Raw genomic sequence first — 19,824 nt, 5'->3', positions numbered from 1 at the left:
TATACTAATACCATCATCTTAATAGTAAACAGGTGTTCATTAATGCAAACATTAAAAGAAGAGATCAAAGACCGCATTCTTGCCGCGGCCCTCTCTGAATTCGAGCAGTATGGCTATGCTCAATCCTCGATGCGGCGAATCGCCAGCTCGGCAGGTATTACCACTGGTAATATATATCGGTATTTTAAGAATAAAGACGACCTCTTTCATGCTGTGCTTGAACCGACCTACGTCCAGTTCATCAAGTATACGATGGATATTAAGAAAGCCATTGATGGTACAAATACAATTGATGCGTTTGAAACACTCAACTGTATTCAACTCGTAGACGATACGATCGTCGAACTGCTGAAGGAGTCGAGCATTGAGATCAAAATCTTGCTGACCCTAAGCCAGGGTTCTGCCTATGAACAGGCCAAGCAGGATTTGATCGAGATTGTTGCACAGATCCTGGAGAAGGTCATGCTGATTGCAAAGGACATTCCGGCCCTGCATGACCCGAAGGACCCATTGTCTATTCAGATGTTTGCGACGACGCTGATCGAAGGCATATGCATCATTCTGCGTGATTATGAGGACGGCAGCACCATCAAATACCTGGTAGATGAACAACTGTACGTATTCGGGGAAGGATTCGCGAAAAAATTAAACCGGTGATGTCATCATTGGTTTTTTTTGCTCGTAAAATGAACATGTGTTTACTAATCTATCTATAGAAAAAAGGAGTCAGAGAGAATGCAAAGAATCGTCAAATGGCGGGTGCTCATTCTAGTTGTGTGGCTTGCACTGGCAGGTCTGTTGACCGTATTTCAGCCCGATGTGAATGCCATTCTGCATGAGAGAGGACAGGATCCGCTGACAGAGGACAGTCCTTCCAAAGTCGCCAGCGAAATGCTGAAAAAAATTGACGGCGATAAGGGAACGAGCAATATTATTGTTTTTCATAACGAAAACAAATTATCAGACACCGAGCTTACAGACATTGAAACCGGCATTAACAACATCCGTGATAACATGTCTGGCCTTGGCATTACCGAGCTCCTGGATCCGTTTGGAACACCGGAAGCGAAGTCCTCGCTCATCTCGGAGAACGAAACCACACTTATGGTCAGCTTCAGCATTGATAAGGGCGACCGTGAGGTGAAGGACATCAAGCAGGAGCTTGAATCCGAGCTGTCCGGCGTGGATACGGATTTTTACTTAAGCGGTGAAGATTTCATTCAGAACGACTACCTGGAAGCAACGATGATCGGGGTAGAAAAAAGTGCAGCCCTGACCGTCGCATTTATTCTCATCGTCCTCATTGTGATGTTCCGGTCTGCACTGATTCCGTTCATCTCTCTGCTGACCGTCGGGATTACTTATCTCGTCTCGATGGGAATCGCGGCGCAGATTATCGACAAGCTCGATTTCCCGGTGACCAGTGTAACGCAGATGCTGCTTGTTCTTATCCTCTTTGGGATTGGAACGGACTACAACATTCTCTTGTTTAATCGTTTTAAAGAAGAACTGTCACATGGGGCAGGCGTCGATGAGGCGATATCGACAACGTATCGTACAGCAGGCAAGACGATTTTTTACAGTACGCTTACGGTGTTCATTGCCTTCGCGGCACTCAGCTTCTCCAACTTTGGTATTTACCAATCTGCCAATGTCGTAGCGATCGGTACCGTGATTTTGATCGCTCAAATTTATACATTAACACCGTTCTTCATGAAGACGCTAGGACCAAAGCTGTTCTGGCCTTCGAAGCAGGATACAGGTCATAAGGACAGCAAGTTCTGGGGCAAGCTGACGTCCATTTCCGTACGTTTTCCGGTCCTTACGACCGTTCTCATCATTCTCGTGATGATCCCTGTGCTGATGTTCAGCAAGCAGACCTTGTCGTTTGACCAGCTGAAAGAGCTTGGCAATGGCTATCCATCAACCAAAGGCTTCAGCCTTGTTGCTGACAATTTCAGCAAAGGTCAGGCGCTGCCAACCAATGTCGTCATTGAATCGGATGAGCCGATGGATAACAACGAAGCGCTCGCTGCGCTGGATCAGGTCACGAATACTTTGAAGAGTCTACCAGGTGTAGAACAGGTATCCAGCGTGACACAGCCTCAATTTGAACCGATCGAGGACTTCTATGTTTCGAGTCAAGCCGAAACCATTACGGGAGGGATTTCAGCCTCCAAAGACGGAGTAGACCAGATCAGGGATGGTCTGAATCAGATGGAAGAAGGCTTGTCTACGCCTGACTTCTCTCAGGTCGATGAGCTTGTATCCGGATCAAGCGAGATTGAGTCCGGCTACCGCCAGCTGACTGATGCAGTAGGACAGCTTGGAAGCGGGCTTGATGAAGGCGCCGCTGGTGCTGACGGTATTGCAGCAGGTATTGCGGAGATCAAGAATGGACTCGGTGCCATCGTATCCAGTACTGGAGAGCTGTCGAGTGGACTCACGGAGATTCACAGCCAGTACGAAGCCCTTCGCAGCGGATATACTGCACTCTCGGAGCAGCTTCCAGGCATTCAAACCGGTATGGCAGGCATCAATACTTTAGTCTCGGCTCTTGGCGACAGTCACACGGAACTGCAGCAAGACGAGACATACAATCAACTCAAAGCCCAAGGCGCTGCGCTAGAAGGCGGACTTGCTCAGATTACAGGCGGGTTAAATGAATTGAATGAGAATTACGGCAAGCTGAACAGCGGCTTCGATACCGCTGCAGGCGGCTTGTCTCAAGTGAACAGCGGCCAAGAGCAAATTCTGGCTGGCCTGAATGAATTGGAGCAAGGAGCGAAGCAGCTCTCTTCCGGTCTATCCGAAGGTGCTGACGGCTCATCTGTCATTACATCGAACATGGATCAGCTGAATGATGCACTTGCTCAGGTCAATGCGGGACAACAAGAGCTCACCAGCGGATTATCCCAGCTGTCAAGCGGTATGGGCAGCCTGAAGGACGGCCTTGGTCAGAGCGGCAATGGTCTAAGCGACATTTCCGAAGGTCTTGATCAGACAGGTGACTTCTTGTCGCAATACGAATCGGCGAAGACCTTCTTCATTCCGAAGGAAGCCTTGGAAGCAGAAGAATTCAAGACATCACTCGATACTTTCATGTCCGATGACCGCAAGGTTACGAAGTTGATGGTTATTCTCAAGGAAGACCCTTATTCTATGGGAGCAATGGACACGATTGAGGACATTAACGAAACACTGGCTGCAAGTCTTAAGGGTACGGTGCTTGACGGGGCTGCTTATGGGGCTGCCGGACCAAGCTCCTTCACTTATGACACGAACAAGGCACAGCTTGAGTCCTTCAACAGTACAGCCATTCTCGTTATTCTCGGGGTATTTATCGTACTGCTGTTCGTCATTAGATCACTGCTGCCATCCATCTACATTATTTTGGCGCTGATTGCTTCCTATTACACGGCCATGGCTGCAACGAATTTTGTAACGTATCAGATCTTGGGGGCTGACGGGGTATCCTCTTTCGTTCCATTCTTCTCCTTCATCATCATCGTCGCCGTCGGCGTCGATTACAGCATCTTCTTCATGATGCGCTATAAGGAGTATGGAGATCTTAACCCGACTGCAGCACTTGTTCAGTCCGCGAAAAATATCGGCGGAGTCATCATCTCGGCGATGATTATTCTCGGCGGTACGTTCGCTACACTGATCCCATCCGGACTTGTTCTGCTGATTGAGCTGGCAACGGCCGTAATGGCCGGACTGATCGTGCTGTGCTTCATTCTTCTGCCTATGCTTGTACCGGCACTCATTGTGCTGCCACAGAAATGGGGTAAGAAAAATAAAGCTGCTGCTGATCAAGTATCCCATCAAACGTTTGATTCATAAGGATTGCTGAATCATACCAGTAGGATAATCGTAACCAAAAAAACAACCCCGATTCTTCATGGATAAGAATCGGGGTTGTTTATGTCTATATGCTAGCCTTGCGCTGCAATCCTATCTGCCTGTTACACAAACAGACCGGCGATGATACTTGTAATAATGGATGCAAGTGTCGCAACAAGCAGTACCTTGAGGCCAAATTTGGCAACCACGGCGGCTTTTTCACCACTGATCGCTTGAATCGATCCACTAATAATTCCGATGGAGCTGAAATTCGCGAATGACACCAGGAAAGTAGAGACGATCGCAACCGTCTTGGGACTAAGCTGCTCGATCAGCGGCTGAAACTCGAGCATGGCTACAAATTCATTCGTCGCCAGCTTCATTCCCATAATGGAGCCCGCCGTTACCATTTCACTTGCCGGAATTCCCATAATCCAAGCAACAGGACTAAAGATGTAGCCTAAAATCTGTGTAAATGAGATACCGAATATTCCGCTGAGTGCCCCGTCCAGCAAAGCAATTAGACCGACGTATGCAATCAGCATCGCACCTACAATGAGGGCAACTCTACCACCATCCAGTGCACCCGCCGAAATGGCCTCGAAGATCGATTTGGTCTGGGAGACTTCCCGTACATCAATCTTCTCATCCTCACTCGGCTTCGAAGGAGCGACCATCGTTGCTATGATCAGGGCAGACATCGCGTTCAAGATCATGGCTACAAGGACATATTGAGGCGGAATCATCGTCATATATGATCCCATGATGGATGCGGACACCGAACCCATGGCAGAGGCACATACAACAAACAGTTTGTTATCATTCATCTTCTGCAGATGATGCTTGATTGCAATCAGTGACTCGGATTGACCGAAGAAGATCGAGTTCACTGCATTAAAGGTAAGTACATTCGACAGTCCCGTAATCTTCGCAAGGGCCCCTCCGATATACTTGATTGCCAGCGGCAGCACCCGAATATGTGTCAGTATGGACAACAGCGTTGCCGTAAAGATAATGAGCAGCAGCACGTTGATAAAGAACACGCTTGCTTCTGGCGGAGCCCATCCCCCAACGACAAATTCAATTCCTTGATATCCGTAGGACAGCACCTTCGTTACAAAATTCGATACCGTCTCGACAATGCCCACACCAATGCTCGTCTTGAACATAAATAGGGCAAGCAATATTTGAAGAACGAACAGCACTCCAATGGCTTTGAAGTTGATATTCTTCTTATCGTTGCTAAGCAGGAATCCAAGTCCCAGGGTCAGTACAAGCCCAAGAATTCCAATTACAATTGACATCACACACATAAACTCCCTTTTACTTATGATTAATGCGCATTTACGCAAAATTGCGCGCCTTGTCTACATTACACAGTTGCGTAACCTATTGCAAGTCAGCTTTTTCCTCTGGCGAAAGCCAGTCCTGTTTTGCGCATATACTCCGAACTTCTATTTATAAAAGCAATTTCTTAAACTTTACCCCTTTTTGCAACGTTTATTCATATAATGGAAAATAAGCGTTACTATTACTCCCAAGTCATAGTAAAGGAAAGGATACTGATGAAAATGAAGAGTAAACGGTTCAAACTGATCGCAGGCTTCACCCTATCCGCCCTGTTGACAGCCGCTGTACTATGGCGAATTCTGTCACTGCATTATGCCTCGTTCGATGAACTGGTACTGGATTACGTCAAAGAAACAGATACATATTATATGATTGATATTACCAAGCGAACCGAGGACTATGAGGATTGGGAACGTGTTGAGATTATAGATCCATCGGAGATTCAGGGGCTCATCTCTCATTTCTCCAAGATGAAATTGGAATCATCCCGTGACGGCGGCCTCCCATGGGAATACTATACTGTCCGGATCCAGCTGAAGACCGGAGCCCATTTTGATATGCACCTCTATAATGATCAATATATTCGTATAGAAAATTCACGCAGACCAAGGGATAAATATAACGGAGGCGAATTTAAAATTTCTAACGGATTTGATACCGCGATTCTGGAACAATATTTCAAGTAGCATGCAATGGAATTAAGGAGAACCCATTTAGATGTTTAAGAATGACGAGAGAACTGGTTACAATCTTCGATATATCAACTAAGAAGTGATGTAAGGAGGTTACCAAATGTTTTACTATGATGTACGTTGCTATAATTGTAAGAATACATTCAGGGTATACGAAGGTTCACAAAAATATAAACAAGCTAAGGAAAGAAAGGATAAGCTTTTTTGTTGCGAAGATTGTGCTGATAAAATACGCATTGAAGCAATCATGAATTTTATGCGCGAAATGAATCGTTAGTAATTTGGAAAAAAAAGAGTCTGGCCAACCGAATTAATCGTTAGCCCAGACTCTTTTTTTTCATTCCATCATTTTAGTTTAAGGGGAATCCTGAAAGCCAGACTACATTTACAGCTGCAGCCCCATCGCTCTGTACATAAAGGCGGCAAATTCACCGCGCGTAACGGTATCCTGTGGTCTATAATTGTCCAGCTCGACCGTTATTCCGTGCTGAGCCAGGATCATAACATCCTCTTTGTGTGCGGTCTTCACATTCGTCATCACTACCGTGTGCGGACTGTTGGACAGCTTGGGCAGATCAAAGGCTCTTACCAATACAGACGCCATCTGTTCTCTCGTCAGTGACTGCCCACCCATAAACAAATCTGATCCGCCTAGGAGAATTCCTTCACGGTATACTGCAGCTATTACCCCCGCATACTCATCCTCGGATGAAATATCCTCAAAGCCATCAAGTAGGGTACCCGCATTGTCCGGAATATTCAGATGCAAGCCCTTTGCTATAATATCAGCTGTTTCCGCACGGCTAATCGGCTCATTCGGCAGAAATTCGGATTGATCCGCATCGATCGCTCCGGCAGCTGCCAATGACATCACAGCAGGGAAATAGGGGCTATTGGGTTTAACATCGGTATAATCTGCAGACTTCTCAATTAATACGGGCTGCTCCCGATGATGGGTTGCCTGTTCGTAATCATATGCCATTGCAATAAGCTCGGCTTCTCCCCACATCTCTCCAAAGAACGCGAGGCCAAAGGGTGAGCCATTCTCGTAATAGCCTGCAGGCACCGTAATTAATGGCAGGCCGCTGATATTAATCTCGGGCACCGTTGTCGCGCCAATATCGCCTTCGCCCAGCTTCGGAATCCGGTTAGACATTTGTGGATACACAAACCCATCCAGATCATGCTCTTCCATGACACTGTCCAAGATTCGCAGATACTCTTCTCTAACTTCATTGAACTCCGTTAAATCTGGCGTCTTCTTCGCGTCGGTAATTGCCGTATCGATATCCTCAAATCTTCCTTCCATAAAACTGAGCGGTCCGCCTTTGACCCAAGGAAGCTCACCGGCCTCTTCAAATACACTTTGAATAGATAAGGTATCGTCTTCAGGATTTAAGTTCTTCAAATAGCTCTCCAGATCGTAGAAGAACGTCTCCATACCGACATTTCCCGTCTTCTTCACATACTCTTTGAAGCCTGATCCGGCAAAAGGATCCTCTACTACAACGGCCCCTTCTTCCTCCAGTTCCTTCACGGCTTGCTCATACAGCGCTGCTGTTTCTGCCGACAGCTCACTATCACGCCAGCCCGGTCCATACAGACCTAACCTCTTGCCCTTCAGTGCCTGATCACTCACGGCTGCTGCGTAGCCTTCTTCAGGAATATGGCCAATGGCAGCCTCTGTCTTCTCATCCTTCTCTGAATAACCGGCCATGACATCGAGCATCACTGCCGCATCCAGCACAGTACGGGCATGCGGTCCGAGAACGTCCCGTGTGCTTCCGGCAAGCGGTGTAACTCCCGTTGTCGGAATAAGTCCGAACGAGGGCTTGATACCGACAATCGCCTGCGCTGCCGCCGGATTCTGGATCGAGCCTCCCGTCTCCTCGGCAATTCCAAGGACGGCCAAATTCCCCGAGATCGCCATTGCTGTCCCGCTGCTGCTGCCGCCCGGTGCAATTGAGGGATCAACTGCATTATACGTAGGTCCAGCCCAGCTCGTATTCGCATGCGTTCCTGTTGCGCTGAAGGCCGGAATATTCGTCTTCCCGATGATGATGGCCCCTGCTTCCTTCAGCCGTGACACGACCGGAGCATCCTCAGCAGGCATCAGTTCAATGCCACCCGCTGATTTACTAAGGGGTGCCCAGCCAAATGTGCTTGGGAATCCAGCGACATCCACCGCTTCCTTGATAACAACGGGTATACCCGCAAGCGGACCCAGCTCCGCTCCTTCACCCCGAAGACGGTCAATCTCCTCCGCCTCTTGCAGGGCGTTATCATTCATGAAGGTGAACGCGTTATATGTATCCTCATACTTCTCAATTCGATCCAAATAAGCTTGGACGATCTGCTTAGCTGTATATTTTCCACTGTTGTATCCCTCAGTCAATTCACTGACTGTCATCTCTTCCAATCGAATCTGTTCCTGCGCATGCACGGTTGAAGGCGTTCCCGCCAGCTCAGGTATAGCTCCGATCAACATTCCGGAAATGACGAAGGACATGGTTCTTTTTGCTAGAATGGTCATTCTCATGATCATAACTCCTTTCTCTCTCGTAGTTAGTAACTCTCGAAACCTATTTTATACTTCATTTGCTAGATTTCAATTTTTTGTCATATGATCTGACATTACAATTTTTTATAAGTCTTATGCCTTGTATATCTTCAGCTTCTATTCATTGACTTCGCAGCAATATATATATCTAGATTTTCAACGTTTTTTTTGATAGGTTGAAGTCAAGTATGATGAGGAGGAATGCAGATGCTGCAGCTTATCGCCCAATCTGGATCTGTAGAAGACTATTTATGCGAAACAAAGGAAGTGAATTACTCACATCCTTCCATTCAACAACTGGCAAATGAGTTGTACAACTCTTCGGTAAGTGAAACCGAACTCGTGAAAATCGCCTTTGAATATGTTCGGGATCAGATTGCTCACTCCTGGGATATTCAGAGCTCACGCATTACGTGTATCGCATCGGATGTATTGCTATATCAGGAAGGTATATGTTATGCCAAGTCCAATTTACTCTGTGCCATATTGCGGTGCAAAGGAATTCCGACAGGATTTTGTTATCAGCGTTTAACGCTTGGAGATACCCCGGAAATGGGGTACTGCATCCATGCATTAAACAGTGTTTATCTTTCGTCCATCGGCAGATGGATCAGACTTGATGCGAGAGGGAATAAGCCGGGTGTGAATGCGAAGTTCTCATTAGATGAAGAGCATCTTGCATTTCAGATACGCGATTACTATGAAGAAATGGATTATCCTGTGATGTACACAGCTCCTCATCCCAAAACAATCGATGTACTACGCCGACATTCCGATTGTATTCAGATGTATCTTCACGGCTTACCGACAGAAATTTAGTTCCATATACAGCAAGAGGTGCATTGATGAGGCAAGATTCGGCAGCAGGATTAGTTCTACATACAATTTATACCCACACATTCAGCACAGAAGAGGACCCTTCTTATACTTCTCAGAAGGGTCCTCTTCGTAATGTATTTATGGCAGAATCCTAGATTTTAAATTGCTGAACCAATTCCTGCAGCTCTTCAGCAAGCTTGGACAAGGAAGCCGAAGCTGCACTGATTTCCTCCATGGATGCCAGCTGTTCTTGTGTTGAGCTTGCCATATCTTCGGATAAGGATGCATTCTCCGTGGACAGCGTCAGCAGGTTCTGAGCGGTAGATGTGACCTGCCCCGCACTTGCTGCAATCTGTTCAGACAGGGTCGCGACCTCTTCTACCTGGACAGGAATTTCCTGAATATTTTGAATGATGGAAGAGAAGGTTTCTGTCGTATTGAAGGAAATGGTGAGTCCACTCTCTACTTTTTCTGCAGCCAGCTTCATGCTCTCCGCTGTGGTCTCCGTTTCCTTAAGGATGTGCCCGATCAGTTCGATAATTTGCTTCGCAGCCTCCTCCGACTGCTTGGCCAGATGACCGACTTCCTCAGCTACCACGGCAAATCCTCTGCCGTGCTCGCCCGCTCTTGCCGCCTCAATGGAAGCGTTAAGGGATAGCAGCTTCGTCTGCCCAGCGATACCGCCGATCAGATCGACAATGACAGCGATCTCTTGAGAACGCTGCTGCAGCGATTGCAGCTGTTCATTAGATTTATTCACTGATTTGTATATCGCATTCATCTGATCCATCGTCTTCAGCACGGAATCATTCCCGTCCGCTGCCTGCTCTGCTGCATGCTTCGTCAAATCCGAGACATGAACCGCATTCCCGGCTACCTTCTGAATACCCAGGCTGATCTGAGTAAGAGCTTCTACCGTTTGGTTCAACTGATCGTTCTGCGTTTCCGCCCGGCTTGCCACTTCCTGAAGCGAAGAAGCTACATATTCTGAAGCCGTGGCTGTTTGCATTGAGCTTGCGGTAAGCTCCTCTGATGATGCAGCAACATGCTCTGATTTGGAGCCGATTTCCTGGATCAGCGTTCGCAGGTTGTGAGACATTTGATTAAATGAGCCTGCGAGGTCTCCAAGCTCGTCGTTATTTTTCAGCTGAATCTTCTCGGTCAAATCTCCTTCACTAATCCGGGCTGCTGATGTGCGCAGCGCTTGAAGCGGCTTCGTAATAGAGGCAATAAGGAAGAATACTAGTAATAAGCCGAGCACAATGGCAACAACAATAACGATACTCGTTGCAATAAGAATGGGCTGAGTAATGCCTTCAATCTCGGTATCAAACACAATACCGCCGACCTTCCAGCCCGTCAGCTCATTCGTGGTGAATTCCATGCGTTTCGAATCCCCTTCATAAGTGAAATCGAACTCGCCTTGTTCTGATGCGAACATCTGATCAAAGAAATCCTCACCTGCTCTTATACCTAGCTCCATCGTAGGATGAACTACGATATTCCTTTGCTGATCCAGAACGATCGCATATCCCTCTGTACCAATGTTTACTTGACCAGCGACTTGACTCAAGTTCTGCAGGTTAATGTCCATGCCGACAACACCCGAGCCATCCTCGGTCATTTTTGCTACCGCGACGACCAGATTGCCGGTTGCTGCGGATACATAGGGATCGGTAACGACGACCTGCCCCTTGTTCTCCATCGCCTTTTTATACCAAGGTCTCTGACGTGGATCGTAATCCTCAGTAAGCTGCTTTCTCGGAACCTGAATCATGACACCCTCTTCTGTTCCGACATACATGCTGTCTAAATCTCTATGGAATTGTATGTAGTTATCGAACTCGGCTCTAATATCAGGACTATCGACTCCATCATACCGCGTTGCGTTGACATGGTTGGCGAAGATTACAACATCTTCTCGTTTAGGAGCAATGACATCTGTGATGACTGCGTTGATGACGTCCACGCTCTCGCCCGCACTGCGCATGAATTCCTTATCCAGCACATGCTTCGCGGATTGGTACGATAGGGTCCCTATAAGAGAAGATGGGATAATTAGTACGATAAGAAATACGATCATCAGCTTATACTTCACGGTTAATCTCAGCTTGTTTTTGTTGGGCCACTTCAGCTTGCTCTTGTCGAACCACTTTAGCTTCTTACTTAACTTGCTCACTCAAAAAAACCTCCAGTTCATTGGTTAAGCCTTGCTCATTTACTGCATTTTTAATTGCCTATACTCCGCATAAAGTTAAAAGATTTACATTTATTCATCGGTCAAGCGGGATGATTTATTTAACATCACATGTAAAATAATTATTGCTGCTGTGTTATATGACACACTTTTTCTCAAGCAGCAGGCAATAAAAAAAAGCCCAATCCGGACCTTATTCGCAGGATTTATTGGGCTTACGCACATATTTACACTCTTTTCTATCCGTGTCAGATGCCCCATTATCCCTAGCTAGACTAGTGCACTAACGGACTTCATCAGCCATCATATCCTAAGGTAGAAAGGGGATGAGAACCTGTGAAGAAGAAAATGCACTATACAAGCACAACCATCAAGAGCAAATGGACCAAGACCAAATGGCTCGACAAAAGCCCTGAAGTACAAGATTATCTTCCAAAAACGATGCCGTTCAGCCGAAGTAATCTGAGCAGCATGCTGTCACAGTACTCGACGGTCTTTTTTAAGCCGGAGAACGGTACTGGAGGCTACAACATTATAAGAATCAAGAAGCGCGATAATGGATACCAGTACCAGCACAACTCGGTCAAGAAGCAATTCACTACGCTTGATAATTTATATAATGAATTAAAAAAACGAAATAACCGTGAGCCGTACCTGCTTCAGCAAGGCATTCAGCTTAAGAAAACCAACGGCAAACCGTTCGATATTCGGGTGATGGTTCAGAAATCGAGCAGCGGAAGCTGGAAATCATCTGGTATTTTTACCAAGATCGGTACGCCGGGTAAAGTAGCTACCAACTATCAGCAAGGCGGAAGCATCGGATTTATTCGCCCCACCCTATTAAATGCTGGCTTCTCTAACACCACAGCAGAAGAGATTGAAGCAGAACTCAAAAAGCTCGGAAAGTCTGTCGGCAAAGTATTTGATTCCCACAAGAATGGCTTCCATGAGCTGGGTCTCGATGTTGCGCTGGATAAGAATGGCGGGATCTGGATTCTGGAGGTCAACACAAGACCTCAGTTCTATCCGCTGAAGAATATGAAGGATAAGAGTCTATATCAGCACATTCTGACTAACGCCAAGAAATATGGACGTAAGAGATAGTAACAGATTAGAGGATTTAGGCACCTTGTAATTGTCCCAATGCCTGATATTGACGAAGTCCAAAGGAGACGTTCACATGATAGTTCAGCTCGATTTCCCGTTCCGTAAATGCTAAGTGATATGTCACCATATAAGGTGTTTCGATATAGAACAGTGTCAGCTGCAGAGTATCACTGCTCATCCACGAAGCACAAGCTACAACCTCCTGTAAATGAAGGGATAGATCCTTATGGAATATTCCTTGCTGTGTCACCGGTCTGTTGAGGTCGAAGGCAAGCAGCTGATCCCGCTCATCTCCATATTGCATTTGAAGCTCCAATCTGTCCCCTATGGAACGAAATTGGATCGAGCGCAGTCCTTCAGGATGCTCGTCAAACCTATAACATCTCCCATCTATCTCTCGAATGCCCGTCGGTACCTTCATAGGCTCCACTCGCTCCGGAAGCCTGGAACTTAGGTGAAGCTTCCTCTCCATCTGATTTAACTTATTGTCGTTTTTCACGAAAGGGCTCAGCACATACGTATAGATCAAATCCAGCAGCGTTTGCAGCGGCTCCATGCTCTTGAAGCTGGAATTTACCGCAAGCACAATGCCTGCGGAAGGTGCAACGAAGCACAACTGGCCAAAAGATCCATCCCCTCTATAGCAGCCTTGCCTGCACATATGAAACTGGTATCCATATCCTTGCTGCCAGTCTATCCGATCCTTTCGATCCGCTGTGTCGCTATGCTTCGTCGTCGCCAGTTCAATATATTGTTCGGATACAATGCGCTTGTCTGCATACATTCCTTTATCCAGCAGCATTTGACCGAATCTTGCCACGCTGTCTGTCGTCAGACTGAGCCCTATGCTTCCTGCAGTGATACCCATGGGACAGGTCTCCCATATTGGGCGCGGGATATGCAGCGGATCAAACAATGTCGGCATCAGGAAATCTACCAGATTACGTCCTGTGACACGCTCAAGGATTGCAGAGAGCATATAGGTGGCATGTGTGTTGTACAGATGATGGGTTCCCGGTTCATACTTTACTTCTAAGGAGAGGAAGGCTCTTACCCAGTCCTGCTCCCTGGCGATTTCTGCATAAATATCATCGTGATGCCCCGTGTTCATAGACAGCAGGTGATGAATCGACATCTTGGCCAGGTTAGGAGAGATCACGGGAGGAAGTTTATCAGGAAAAAAGGAAATGACCGGATCATCTAGACGAATGAGCCCTTGATCCCAAGCAATGCCTATCGCGATGGAAGTAAAGCTCTTGCTTAATGAATACAGCAGCTGAGGGCATCCCTTACGATAAGGCTCCCGGTAGATCTCAGCCTTTATCACTCCATCCTTCATAAGCACAAGACTATTTACCTCTAGTTGTAATTCTTCAATTTTGGCGATTATCGAGGTCATCTCGCCTGTAGTCCGATCACAAATATCCAGAATACCTGATGTGTTGTCCTTGTCAGGCGTATCCTTCTTCCAACTCATTGACGTTTAACACCAGCCTTCTCCTTGTTCTCCATCACCCTATACTTCACGATCCTGCTGATTAGGTCATACGGAAGGGGCTGGTCCATTGGAAATTGCACAGAGCCCTTGGCCCCCTTGTACTTCGATAATTCATCCTTAAATACAGTGATACCACTTAAGCCCGGATAAAAACCGATATGGTGCTTGAAGGCTGAATAATGAACCAGATTGCCTGCCAGTACAAACGTCGGCATCTGGTAGCTTATCTTCTCCTTCGCCTCAGGTGCAGCTTCTCTAATGACCTGTCTCAACGTCTGTAATTTACTCTGAACCTCAGGCGGGAATTGTGAAATGAAGGTGTCAATTAATTCACTCTCTGATTTATCCGTTGATTGGTTTGTCCCTTCATTATTTTTCATATGCTCGCTCCTTTAACGTTGAGATCTATAAATGATTTGAGTAAGGAATGGTTTACATAGGAACCTTAACAGGTTAATCTTCTATACAATAGCCTCGGCAATGAAATGATATGTGAAATTAATTTATAGCCGATGAGGAGTGATTTTATTGGAATCTGCAAAGTTTAAAACATTCTATAATCTCTCTATAATTTTAGGAGTTATATTAATTGCTAGTGGTCTCATTCTTTTTATACCTAGAAGTGTTAGATCCGATACTCCCGATATTTATTTTTATAATATATATATTTTACGCTATGTACTACCAATTTCGGGAATTCTTCTTATCATCATCGGGTCATCTATGTATTCCATATATCGAACGCTAAAAGAAGAAATAAATGCACTCACAGAGAAACAGAACAGGTTAGAAAAAGAATTAAGGAAATAGAAAGTTAAGCGTACAAGCCAATTCATTAAGTATTAAAAAGAGGGGGTACCCTGCCTCAATATCATTAAGTTCAGACTTCACTCGATGATATTGGGCATCTGCCCCCTCTTTTCTGCATTCAATTTATAATTTTCTTCGAATAAACTTACTTCTCAAACTTAAACCAGCCAAAGTCAAAGTTACTGCCCGGCAGGAAGATGAATGTCACCTTCTGCTTACCTGTTACTGTCTCCAGCTCAAATACCTGTTCTTCGTATCCATTGGACTGCACAAACTCCACAAGCTGATTGCTCTCGCCATCAGGACCCGCAAACCGGATATGAATCGTATTCTTGTCAATCGGTGAGCTGCCGTAGAATACAATTCTTGAAGTACCTTCCACTGTAAAGTCCATATCACTAAATTCCAGTGATACGTTATTACCGATACCCTCTACTTGATCTCCCGAGACTGTGAAGGTGTCACCATAGATGTGATCGCACTGTGCAGCTGCATTCTGCTCGAAGGCTCTATTCTTCTTCTCGAACGTAAAGCCCTTGACGTGAATCTTCTGATTCAGCACGAAATAGATGGACGTGATCCCATTCAAGCGTTTCGACAGGCGGTATGTCTCCTCTTGATACACATTCCATTTGGATTCCTTCTGGTACACTACATCCGCTAGCAGGGTACTGCCTTCTTCCTCCGGCAGGCCCTCCCAGATCTGAATGAAGTATTTCTCATTCGAGAGTGCAAAGATCGGAATCGTCATCGTGTCCGAACCGTAAGAACCAAAGTCGATGTTCTGGAAGCCAACAACGGTCTTCCCGTCGCGGCTCGTAGCGAACCCTTTCTCATTCCCGTTGCTGACATCGCCTATCGCATCATCGTACAGACCTCCGGTAATAAAGCCATACGGATCTTTGAAGGCGGTGCCAAGCCCTTCGGCTCTGAATTCCAAGTGGGAGATCAGCTTGGTCTTGTCGGTTCCGTTCTTGCTTGTGGCGCGTACCAGGAATTCACCATCACCAAGTGCGCTGATCGTAGCGGTATGCCCGTCCGCCTCAATCTTCGCGATGTTGGACTCAATACCGGCATCGTTAACGACAGACCACTCAAGATCCGTATATGAAGTATTGACCGGATACAGATTCGCTGTCACCGTTAACATGGTATTGGACGGATTCAGCACCTGACCTTTACTACTAATGAGCTCGATTTTGCGCAGCGGAACCTCAGCCGCCCTTCCCATCACAATCTCCATTGCCTCGTTCTTCGTGTTTGCATCGATGCTGCCAAGCTGTACTTCATCCGCTGCAGGAACAGACTGGAATTCGGCGGATTGTCCTATAAGACCCTCAGAGGTCACCTCAATCTTGATCGCTCCCGGCTCCTTCGTCGCACCAATAATCGCCATCAGCTTGCCGCTGAACAGTCGTTTGCTCTGTCCTTTGTATTGATCATAATCTGTGCTGTCCCCGCTATCGAGACCAATAAGGCGTCCTGCTCCGCTTACGCTGACATTCACACGATTATTTGCATTCTGTACCACGTTCCCTGCTTCGTCTTCCACATTAATCTCTACGAAAATAAGGTCTGTGCCGTCGGCAATAAGCATGCGCTTATCCGGCAGCAGGCGAATCTTCGCTGCATCCGCGTAAGATCTTTGCACATCTGTCGCAATCACATGGCCATTCTCGTCATATGCAATCGCCTTAAGCTCACCTGGCTCGTAAGGCACCTTCCACCAGCCGACCAGCTGCGTACCGTTCTCATGATCAATGTCATATGTTCCGATAGTGCTTCCGTTCAGCTGCAGCTCAATCTTCGGTGCATTGGAGCACACGCGTACATCAATCATTTGACCAGGGCTGAAATCCCAATAAGGGAAAATGTGAACCATTGGTGCTTTCTTGTAATCCGTCCACGCGGATTGATAGATGTAATAGGAATCTTTCTTGAAAGTAGCGGTATCCAGCTGTCCAAAATAAGAGTTCTTCGTATGATACGGCGTCGGCTCACCAATATAATCGAAGCCGGTCCACAAGTATTGTCCAAGGGAGTACGGCGTGTCTCTTTCGGCCAAAATACATGCCTCCGCCGACTTCGCTCCCCAGCTGGTCGTACTGTTGCCAAGCGCAGAGCACTGCTCATCATCGTCGGCCAGGATCGCTTTTTCAAACGGGAAATGATAGATTCCCCGGCTCTGTACGACCGAAGCCGTTTCGCTTCCGTAGATGATCCAGTCCGGATGCTCTGCATGATGCTTGTCATAATACTTCTCCGCATAGTTGTAGCCCGCCACTTTCACGATGTCGGCACATTTCTGCGCATTCTCCCATGGCATGTAGTTAGAGCCGATCGTAACGCGTCCATTCTGCTTCGGATCAAATTCCAGCACATAGTCCATCAGCATTTGAGTCACTTCTTGCCCGCGCTCATCTGCATGTGTATCATAAATCTCGTTCCCGATACTCCACATAATAAGGCTTGGATGATTGCGGTCCCGCATCACCCAGCTCTTCACGTCCGTATGCGCCCATTCCGGGAAGAACCTCGCATAGTCATAAGGCGTCTTGGATCTCTCCCACATATCAAACGCTTCGGAGACAATCAGCATTCCCATCTCATCCGCCAGCTCCATAAACGCCTTCGCCGGCATGTTGTGAGCTGTACGAATCGAGTTCACGCCCATCTCCTTCAGCAGCTCGAATCTTCTGCGCAGGGCAGTCACATTAAATGCAGCTCCGAGAGCTCCCAAGTCATGATGCTCGCACACGCCGTTCAGCTTCATCTTCACACCGTTCAAGCGGAAGCCGTCGTTCGGGTCCATACTGACCGTGCGGAAGCCTATACTCTGAGTCACCTTCTCAACCGTTTCCCCAGCCATCTTCAGTTCAGTGACCAGCTGGTACAGATGCGGCTCATCGGTACTCCACAGTAGAGGATTCTCGGCCGTTATCTGCTGACGGCTTGTCACTGTGGATTCCGTCCCTGCCGTAAGCCGATCTGAGGAAGCAGCGATAACCTTCCCCTGATCCATGATGGTGTGAACAAGCTCACCGTCCTGCTGGATATGTGCATCTGTCTCCACTTCAACCAGCCAGTCCTGTCCCTGCGGAGTCGTAGATACATAGATCCCGTTCGTCACGATATGATCGTTCGCTCTTGTCTTAAGCCATACGTCCCGGTAAATTCCGGCTCCAGAATACCATCTGCTGTTCGGGCTTTGGTGTACGACCTTGACGATAATTTCGTTCTCACCGGGTACCAGTGCCTGCGTGATCTCATGCTCAAAGGCAGAATATCCATACTTCCATTCGCCCACGAGCTGTCCATTTACATAGACAGAGGAATCCATATAAACACCGTCAAAAGCGAGGAGAACCTGCTTCTCACCCTCGTTGTATGTAAATTTCTTGCGGTACCAGCCAATGCTGTTCTCATACAAGTCCAGCGAGTTATAGATTAACCAGTCATGCGGAAGATCCACCGGCTCATAAGAAAGCCCAGCCGCTGCCGCTGTATTCAGTTCACTCGGATCTTGTCCTGCTGCCCCGGCATCCTTTGCTTCAAGGTGCATCTTCGCAAATTCCCAGCCGTCATTAAACAATATTTGTTGATTCATGGGTCACCTCTCACATTTACATATTTGATCATTATGATTGCGTTTACATATATAGGTACTGGCAGGCAAAAAAAAAGAAGAAGCAAAAAAGGTTCCGCCTCCGTACCTCATTCACTTCCCCATTGTATCATGAAAACGTTTGATTTCTTACCCGATTTCTTCGCAACAAAAAACCGCAATAATTCGACATTTACTCTATTTCACGAAGCAAATCCCGTGTATCTTCTCCCAGTTCACCAAGCCGCCATATAGCATATTTATGAATCCCCTCACGGCCTGCTTCCTCCATCCAGCCTTGAAGTGTCTCGTGATTGGCGTACCACACCGTATGGGGTGCTCCATCCTCATCCGTGTAATTAAAATACAAGCTGCCGCTCTTCGTATCTCGTTCAGGAGTGATCTCATATCTATCCAGCAAATCAGCAGCTGCCTTCTCCGTAAGAGAGACCGTGCTGCTGCCTTCGGACCAATCAAATCCACCCGCCGAGAAAGCCATGATGGGATCACCTGGTAGATGACTCATCCTCGCAGCAAGCTCCTTAATAAATACCATATCTGCTTTGGGACCTGGACCGCTGTGCCCCCCGTACAAATTGTAGGCCATCATAACATACTCCGGTCCCTCAGGCAGCTTCAGCTCCTCAATAGGTGCCTTGGGTTCAAGTACAATACGCAGAGACACATTCATCTCGTCAAGCTCAAGAGCCAGCTCCTCATAAAACCGGATCATATTCGGCCAATCCTGATCTTTTATCTGCTCGTAATCAATCTCGATTTGATCCAGGCCGTATCGCCCTACGATCTTCGTAATGCTCTCCATATGCCGTGCTCGCGATTCGTTCGTTGAGGTAAGTCGTGTCAGCAGCTCAGGGTCCTTCTGGACCGTACTTCCATCGTCATGAATGATATCATTGACCAGCGTGAGTCCAATCCGTGCATCAGAATCTGCTTCAACACCCGTCAGCTCATGCAGCCGGGGAAGAGCATTCGACATCGTCTCTGTAAAATACAGCTCATCCCGCTCATCAAAATAAGCTGCAAACAGCTGTAAATCAACGGTCCCCTTGTGCAGGGCAGACCAATCCTCAATGCCCGCTTCCCACTGCCAGTCGGTAATCCAGACAGACAGCTCCTGAGCGGGCAGCTCTGAGGCCTGCCCTGGAGCTTTAACTGGAGCCTGAGCATTCTTGTTCTGCAGCAGGAAGAACAGCAGGGCAGCGAGTAAACCGATCACCAGGAGGACAACAAATACAAATGCCGGCTTCCCATACCGTCCACGTCGCCCACGATTTCCACGTTTCCTGCGCTTTCCATAGCTTGTCCTAACCACATCGTATC

General features: G+C 47.1%; 13 protein-coding genes. 6 read left to right on the top strand and 7 right to left on the bottom strand.

The features are described from left to right. The first annotated feature begins 42 nt into the window (after positions 1–42). Together ACFSVM_RS00640 and ACFSVM_RS00635 are read left to right on the top strand one after the other, a co-directional pair. Positions 43–657, top strand: a complete 615-nt coding sequence (locus tag ACFSVM_RS00640; RefSeq protein WP_076312386.1) for a TetR/AcrR family transcriptional regulator — start codon at positions 43–45, stop codon at positions 655–657. A 78-nt stretch (positions 658–735) separates the two neighbouring features. Then, the gene (locus ACFSVM_RS00635) at positions 736–3,846 is read left to right on the top strand and encodes an MMPL family transporter (protein ID WP_379259845.1); all 3,111 of its coding nucleotides are present in this window, start codon (positions 736–738) and stop codon (positions 3,844–3,846) included. Between the two features lie 122 nt (positions 3,847–3,968). Here the strand turns inward: ACFSVM_RS00635 and ACFSVM_RS00630 are convergent, their stop codons facing one another. Then, positions 3,969–5,150: a NupC/NupG family nucleoside CNT transporter gene (locus ACFSVM_RS00630; RefSeq protein ID WP_076312388.1), complete on the bottom strand. Its 1,182-nt coding sequence runs from the start codon at positions 5,148–5,150 to the stop codon at positions 3,969–3,971. Positions 5,151–5,417: 267 nt separating this feature from the next. Here ACFSVM_RS00630 and ACFSVM_RS00625 point away from each other — a divergent pair, with 267 nt between their 5' ends. Both ACFSVM_RS00625 and ACFSVM_RS00620 read left to right on the top strand, forming a co-directional pair. Continuing rightward, positions 5,418–5,882, top strand: coding sequence for a hypothetical protein (locus tag ACFSVM_RS00625; protein ID WP_143042144.1), 465 nt, complete (start codon positions 5,418–5,420; stop codon positions 5,880–5,882). 106 nt (positions 5,883–5,988) lie between these two features. Next, complete coding sequence (locus ACFSVM_RS00620; RefSeq protein ID WP_076312390.1) at positions 5,989–6,165, top strand: DUF2197 domain-containing protein; 177 nt, start codon at positions 5,989–5,991, stop codon at positions 6,163–6,165. A gap of 108 nt (positions 6,166–6,273) precedes the next feature. Here the strand turns inward: ACFSVM_RS00620 and ACFSVM_RS00615 are convergent, their stop codons facing one another. Continuing rightward, positions 6,274–8,427, bottom strand: a complete 2,154-nt coding sequence (locus ACFSVM_RS00615) for an amidase family protein (RefSeq protein ID WP_379259841.1) — start codon at positions 8,425–8,427, stop codon at positions 6,274–6,276. A gap of 231 nt (positions 8,428–8,658) precedes the next feature. Between ACFSVM_RS00615 and ACFSVM_RS00610 the strand changes: the two genes are divergently transcribed. Further along, positions 8,659–9,267 (top strand): transglutaminase-like domain-containing protein, encoded by a 609-nt coding sequence (locus tag ACFSVM_RS00610; protein WP_379262815.1) that lies wholly within the window; start codon positions 8,659–8,661, stop codon positions 9,265–9,267. 151 nt (positions 9,268–9,418) lie between these two features. Here the strand turns inward: ACFSVM_RS00610 and ACFSVM_RS00605 are convergent, their stop codons facing one another. Next, positions 9,419–11,446 (bottom strand): methyl-accepting chemotaxis protein, encoded by a 2,028-nt coding sequence (locus ACFSVM_RS00605; protein WP_379259838.1) that lies wholly within the window; start codon positions 11,444–11,446, stop codon positions 9,419–9,421. Between the two features lie 354 nt (positions 11,447–11,800). Here ACFSVM_RS00605 and ACFSVM_RS00600 point away from each other — a divergent pair, with 354 nt between their 5' ends. After that, on the top strand, positions 11,801–12,568 hold the full coding sequence (locus ACFSVM_RS00600; RefSeq protein ID WP_379259836.1) for a YheC/YheD family protein: 768 nt from the start codon (positions 11,801–11,803) through the stop codon (positions 12,566–12,568). 16 nt (positions 12,569–12,584) lie between these two features. On the opposite strand, the gene ACFSVM_RS00595 is transcribed toward ACFSVM_RS00600, so the two are convergent. The 4 genes from ACFSVM_RS00595 to ACFSVM_RS00580 all read right to left on the bottom strand — a co-directional run bounded on the left by ACFSVM_RS00595 (position 12,585) and on the right by ACFSVM_RS00580 (position 19,816). Beyond that, the gene (locus ACFSVM_RS00595) at positions 12,585–14,048 is read right to left on the bottom strand and encodes a serine hydrolase domain-containing protein (RefSeq protein ID WP_379259834.1); all 1,464 of its coding nucleotides are present in this window, start codon (positions 14,046–14,048) and stop codon (positions 12,585–12,587) included. Then, the gene (locus ACFSVM_RS00590) at positions 14,045–14,449 is read right to left on the bottom strand and encodes an iron chaperone (protein ID WP_379259832.1); all 405 of its coding nucleotides are present in this window, start codon (positions 14,447–14,449) and stop codon (positions 14,045–14,047) included. The genes ACFSVM_RS00595 and ACFSVM_RS00590 overlap by 4 nt, the downstream gene beginning before the upstream one ends. A gap of 575 nt (positions 14,450–15,024) precedes the next feature. Further along, positions 15,025–18,486 (bottom strand): glycoside hydrolase family 2 TIM barrel-domain containing protein, encoded by a 3,462-nt coding sequence (locus ACFSVM_RS00585; RefSeq protein WP_090726559.1) that lies wholly within the window; start codon positions 18,484–18,486, stop codon positions 15,025–15,027. A gap of 190 nt (positions 18,487–18,676) precedes the next feature. Then, a complete protein-coding gene (locus ACFSVM_RS00580; protein ID WP_256209859.1) occupies positions 18,677–19,816 on the bottom strand; it encodes a glycosyl hydrolase family 18 protein in 1,140 nt (379 codons plus the stop codon). Positions 19,817–19,824 lie beyond the last annotated feature (8 nt).

Origin of the sequence: Paenibacillus shunpengii, from assembly GCF_042684905.1 — a bacterium.
Classification (GTDB): Bacteria; Bacillota; Bacilli; order Paenibacillales; family Paenibacillaceae; genus Paenibacillus; species Paenibacillus shunpengii.
This window is presented reverse-complemented; position numbering and strand designations above follow the sequence as displayed.

Excerpts from the sequence above, each read along its gene's own strand:
- ACFSVM_RS00640 (WP_076312386.1), top strand. The coding sequence starts at position 43 with ATGCAAACATTAAAAGAAGAGATCAAAGACCGCATTCTTGCCGCGGCC.
- ACFSVM_RS00635 (WP_379259845.1), top strand. The coding sequence starts at position 736 with ATGCAAAGAATCGTCAAATGGCGGGTGCTCATTCTAGTTGTGTGGCTT.
- ACFSVM_RS00630 (WP_076312388.1), bottom strand. The coding sequence starts at position 5,150 with ATGTCAATTGTAATTGGAATTCTTGGGCTTGTACTGACCCTGGGACTT.
- ACFSVM_RS00625 (WP_143042144.1), top strand. The coding sequence starts at position 5,418 with ATGAAGAGTAAACGGTTCAAACTGATCGCAGGCTTCACCCTATCCGCC.
- ACFSVM_RS00620 (WP_076312390.1), top strand. The coding sequence starts at position 5,989 with ATGTTTTACTATGATGTACGTTGCTATAATTGTAAGAATACATTCAGG.
- ACFSVM_RS00615 (WP_379259841.1), bottom strand. The coding sequence starts at position 8,427 with ATGAGAATGACCATTCTAGCAAAAAGAACCATGTCCTTCGTCATTTCC.
- ACFSVM_RS00595 (WP_379259834.1), bottom strand. The coding sequence starts at position 14,048 with ATGAGTTGGAAGAAGGATACGCCTGACAAGGACAACACATCAGGTATT.
- ACFSVM_RS00590 (WP_379259832.1), bottom strand. The coding sequence starts at position 14,449 with ATGAAAAATAATGAAGGGACAAACCAATCAACGGATAAATCAGAGAGT.
- ACFSVM_RS00585 (WP_090726559.1), bottom strand. The coding sequence starts at position 18,486 with ATGAATCAACAAATATTGTTTAATGACGGCTGGGAATTTGCGAAGATG.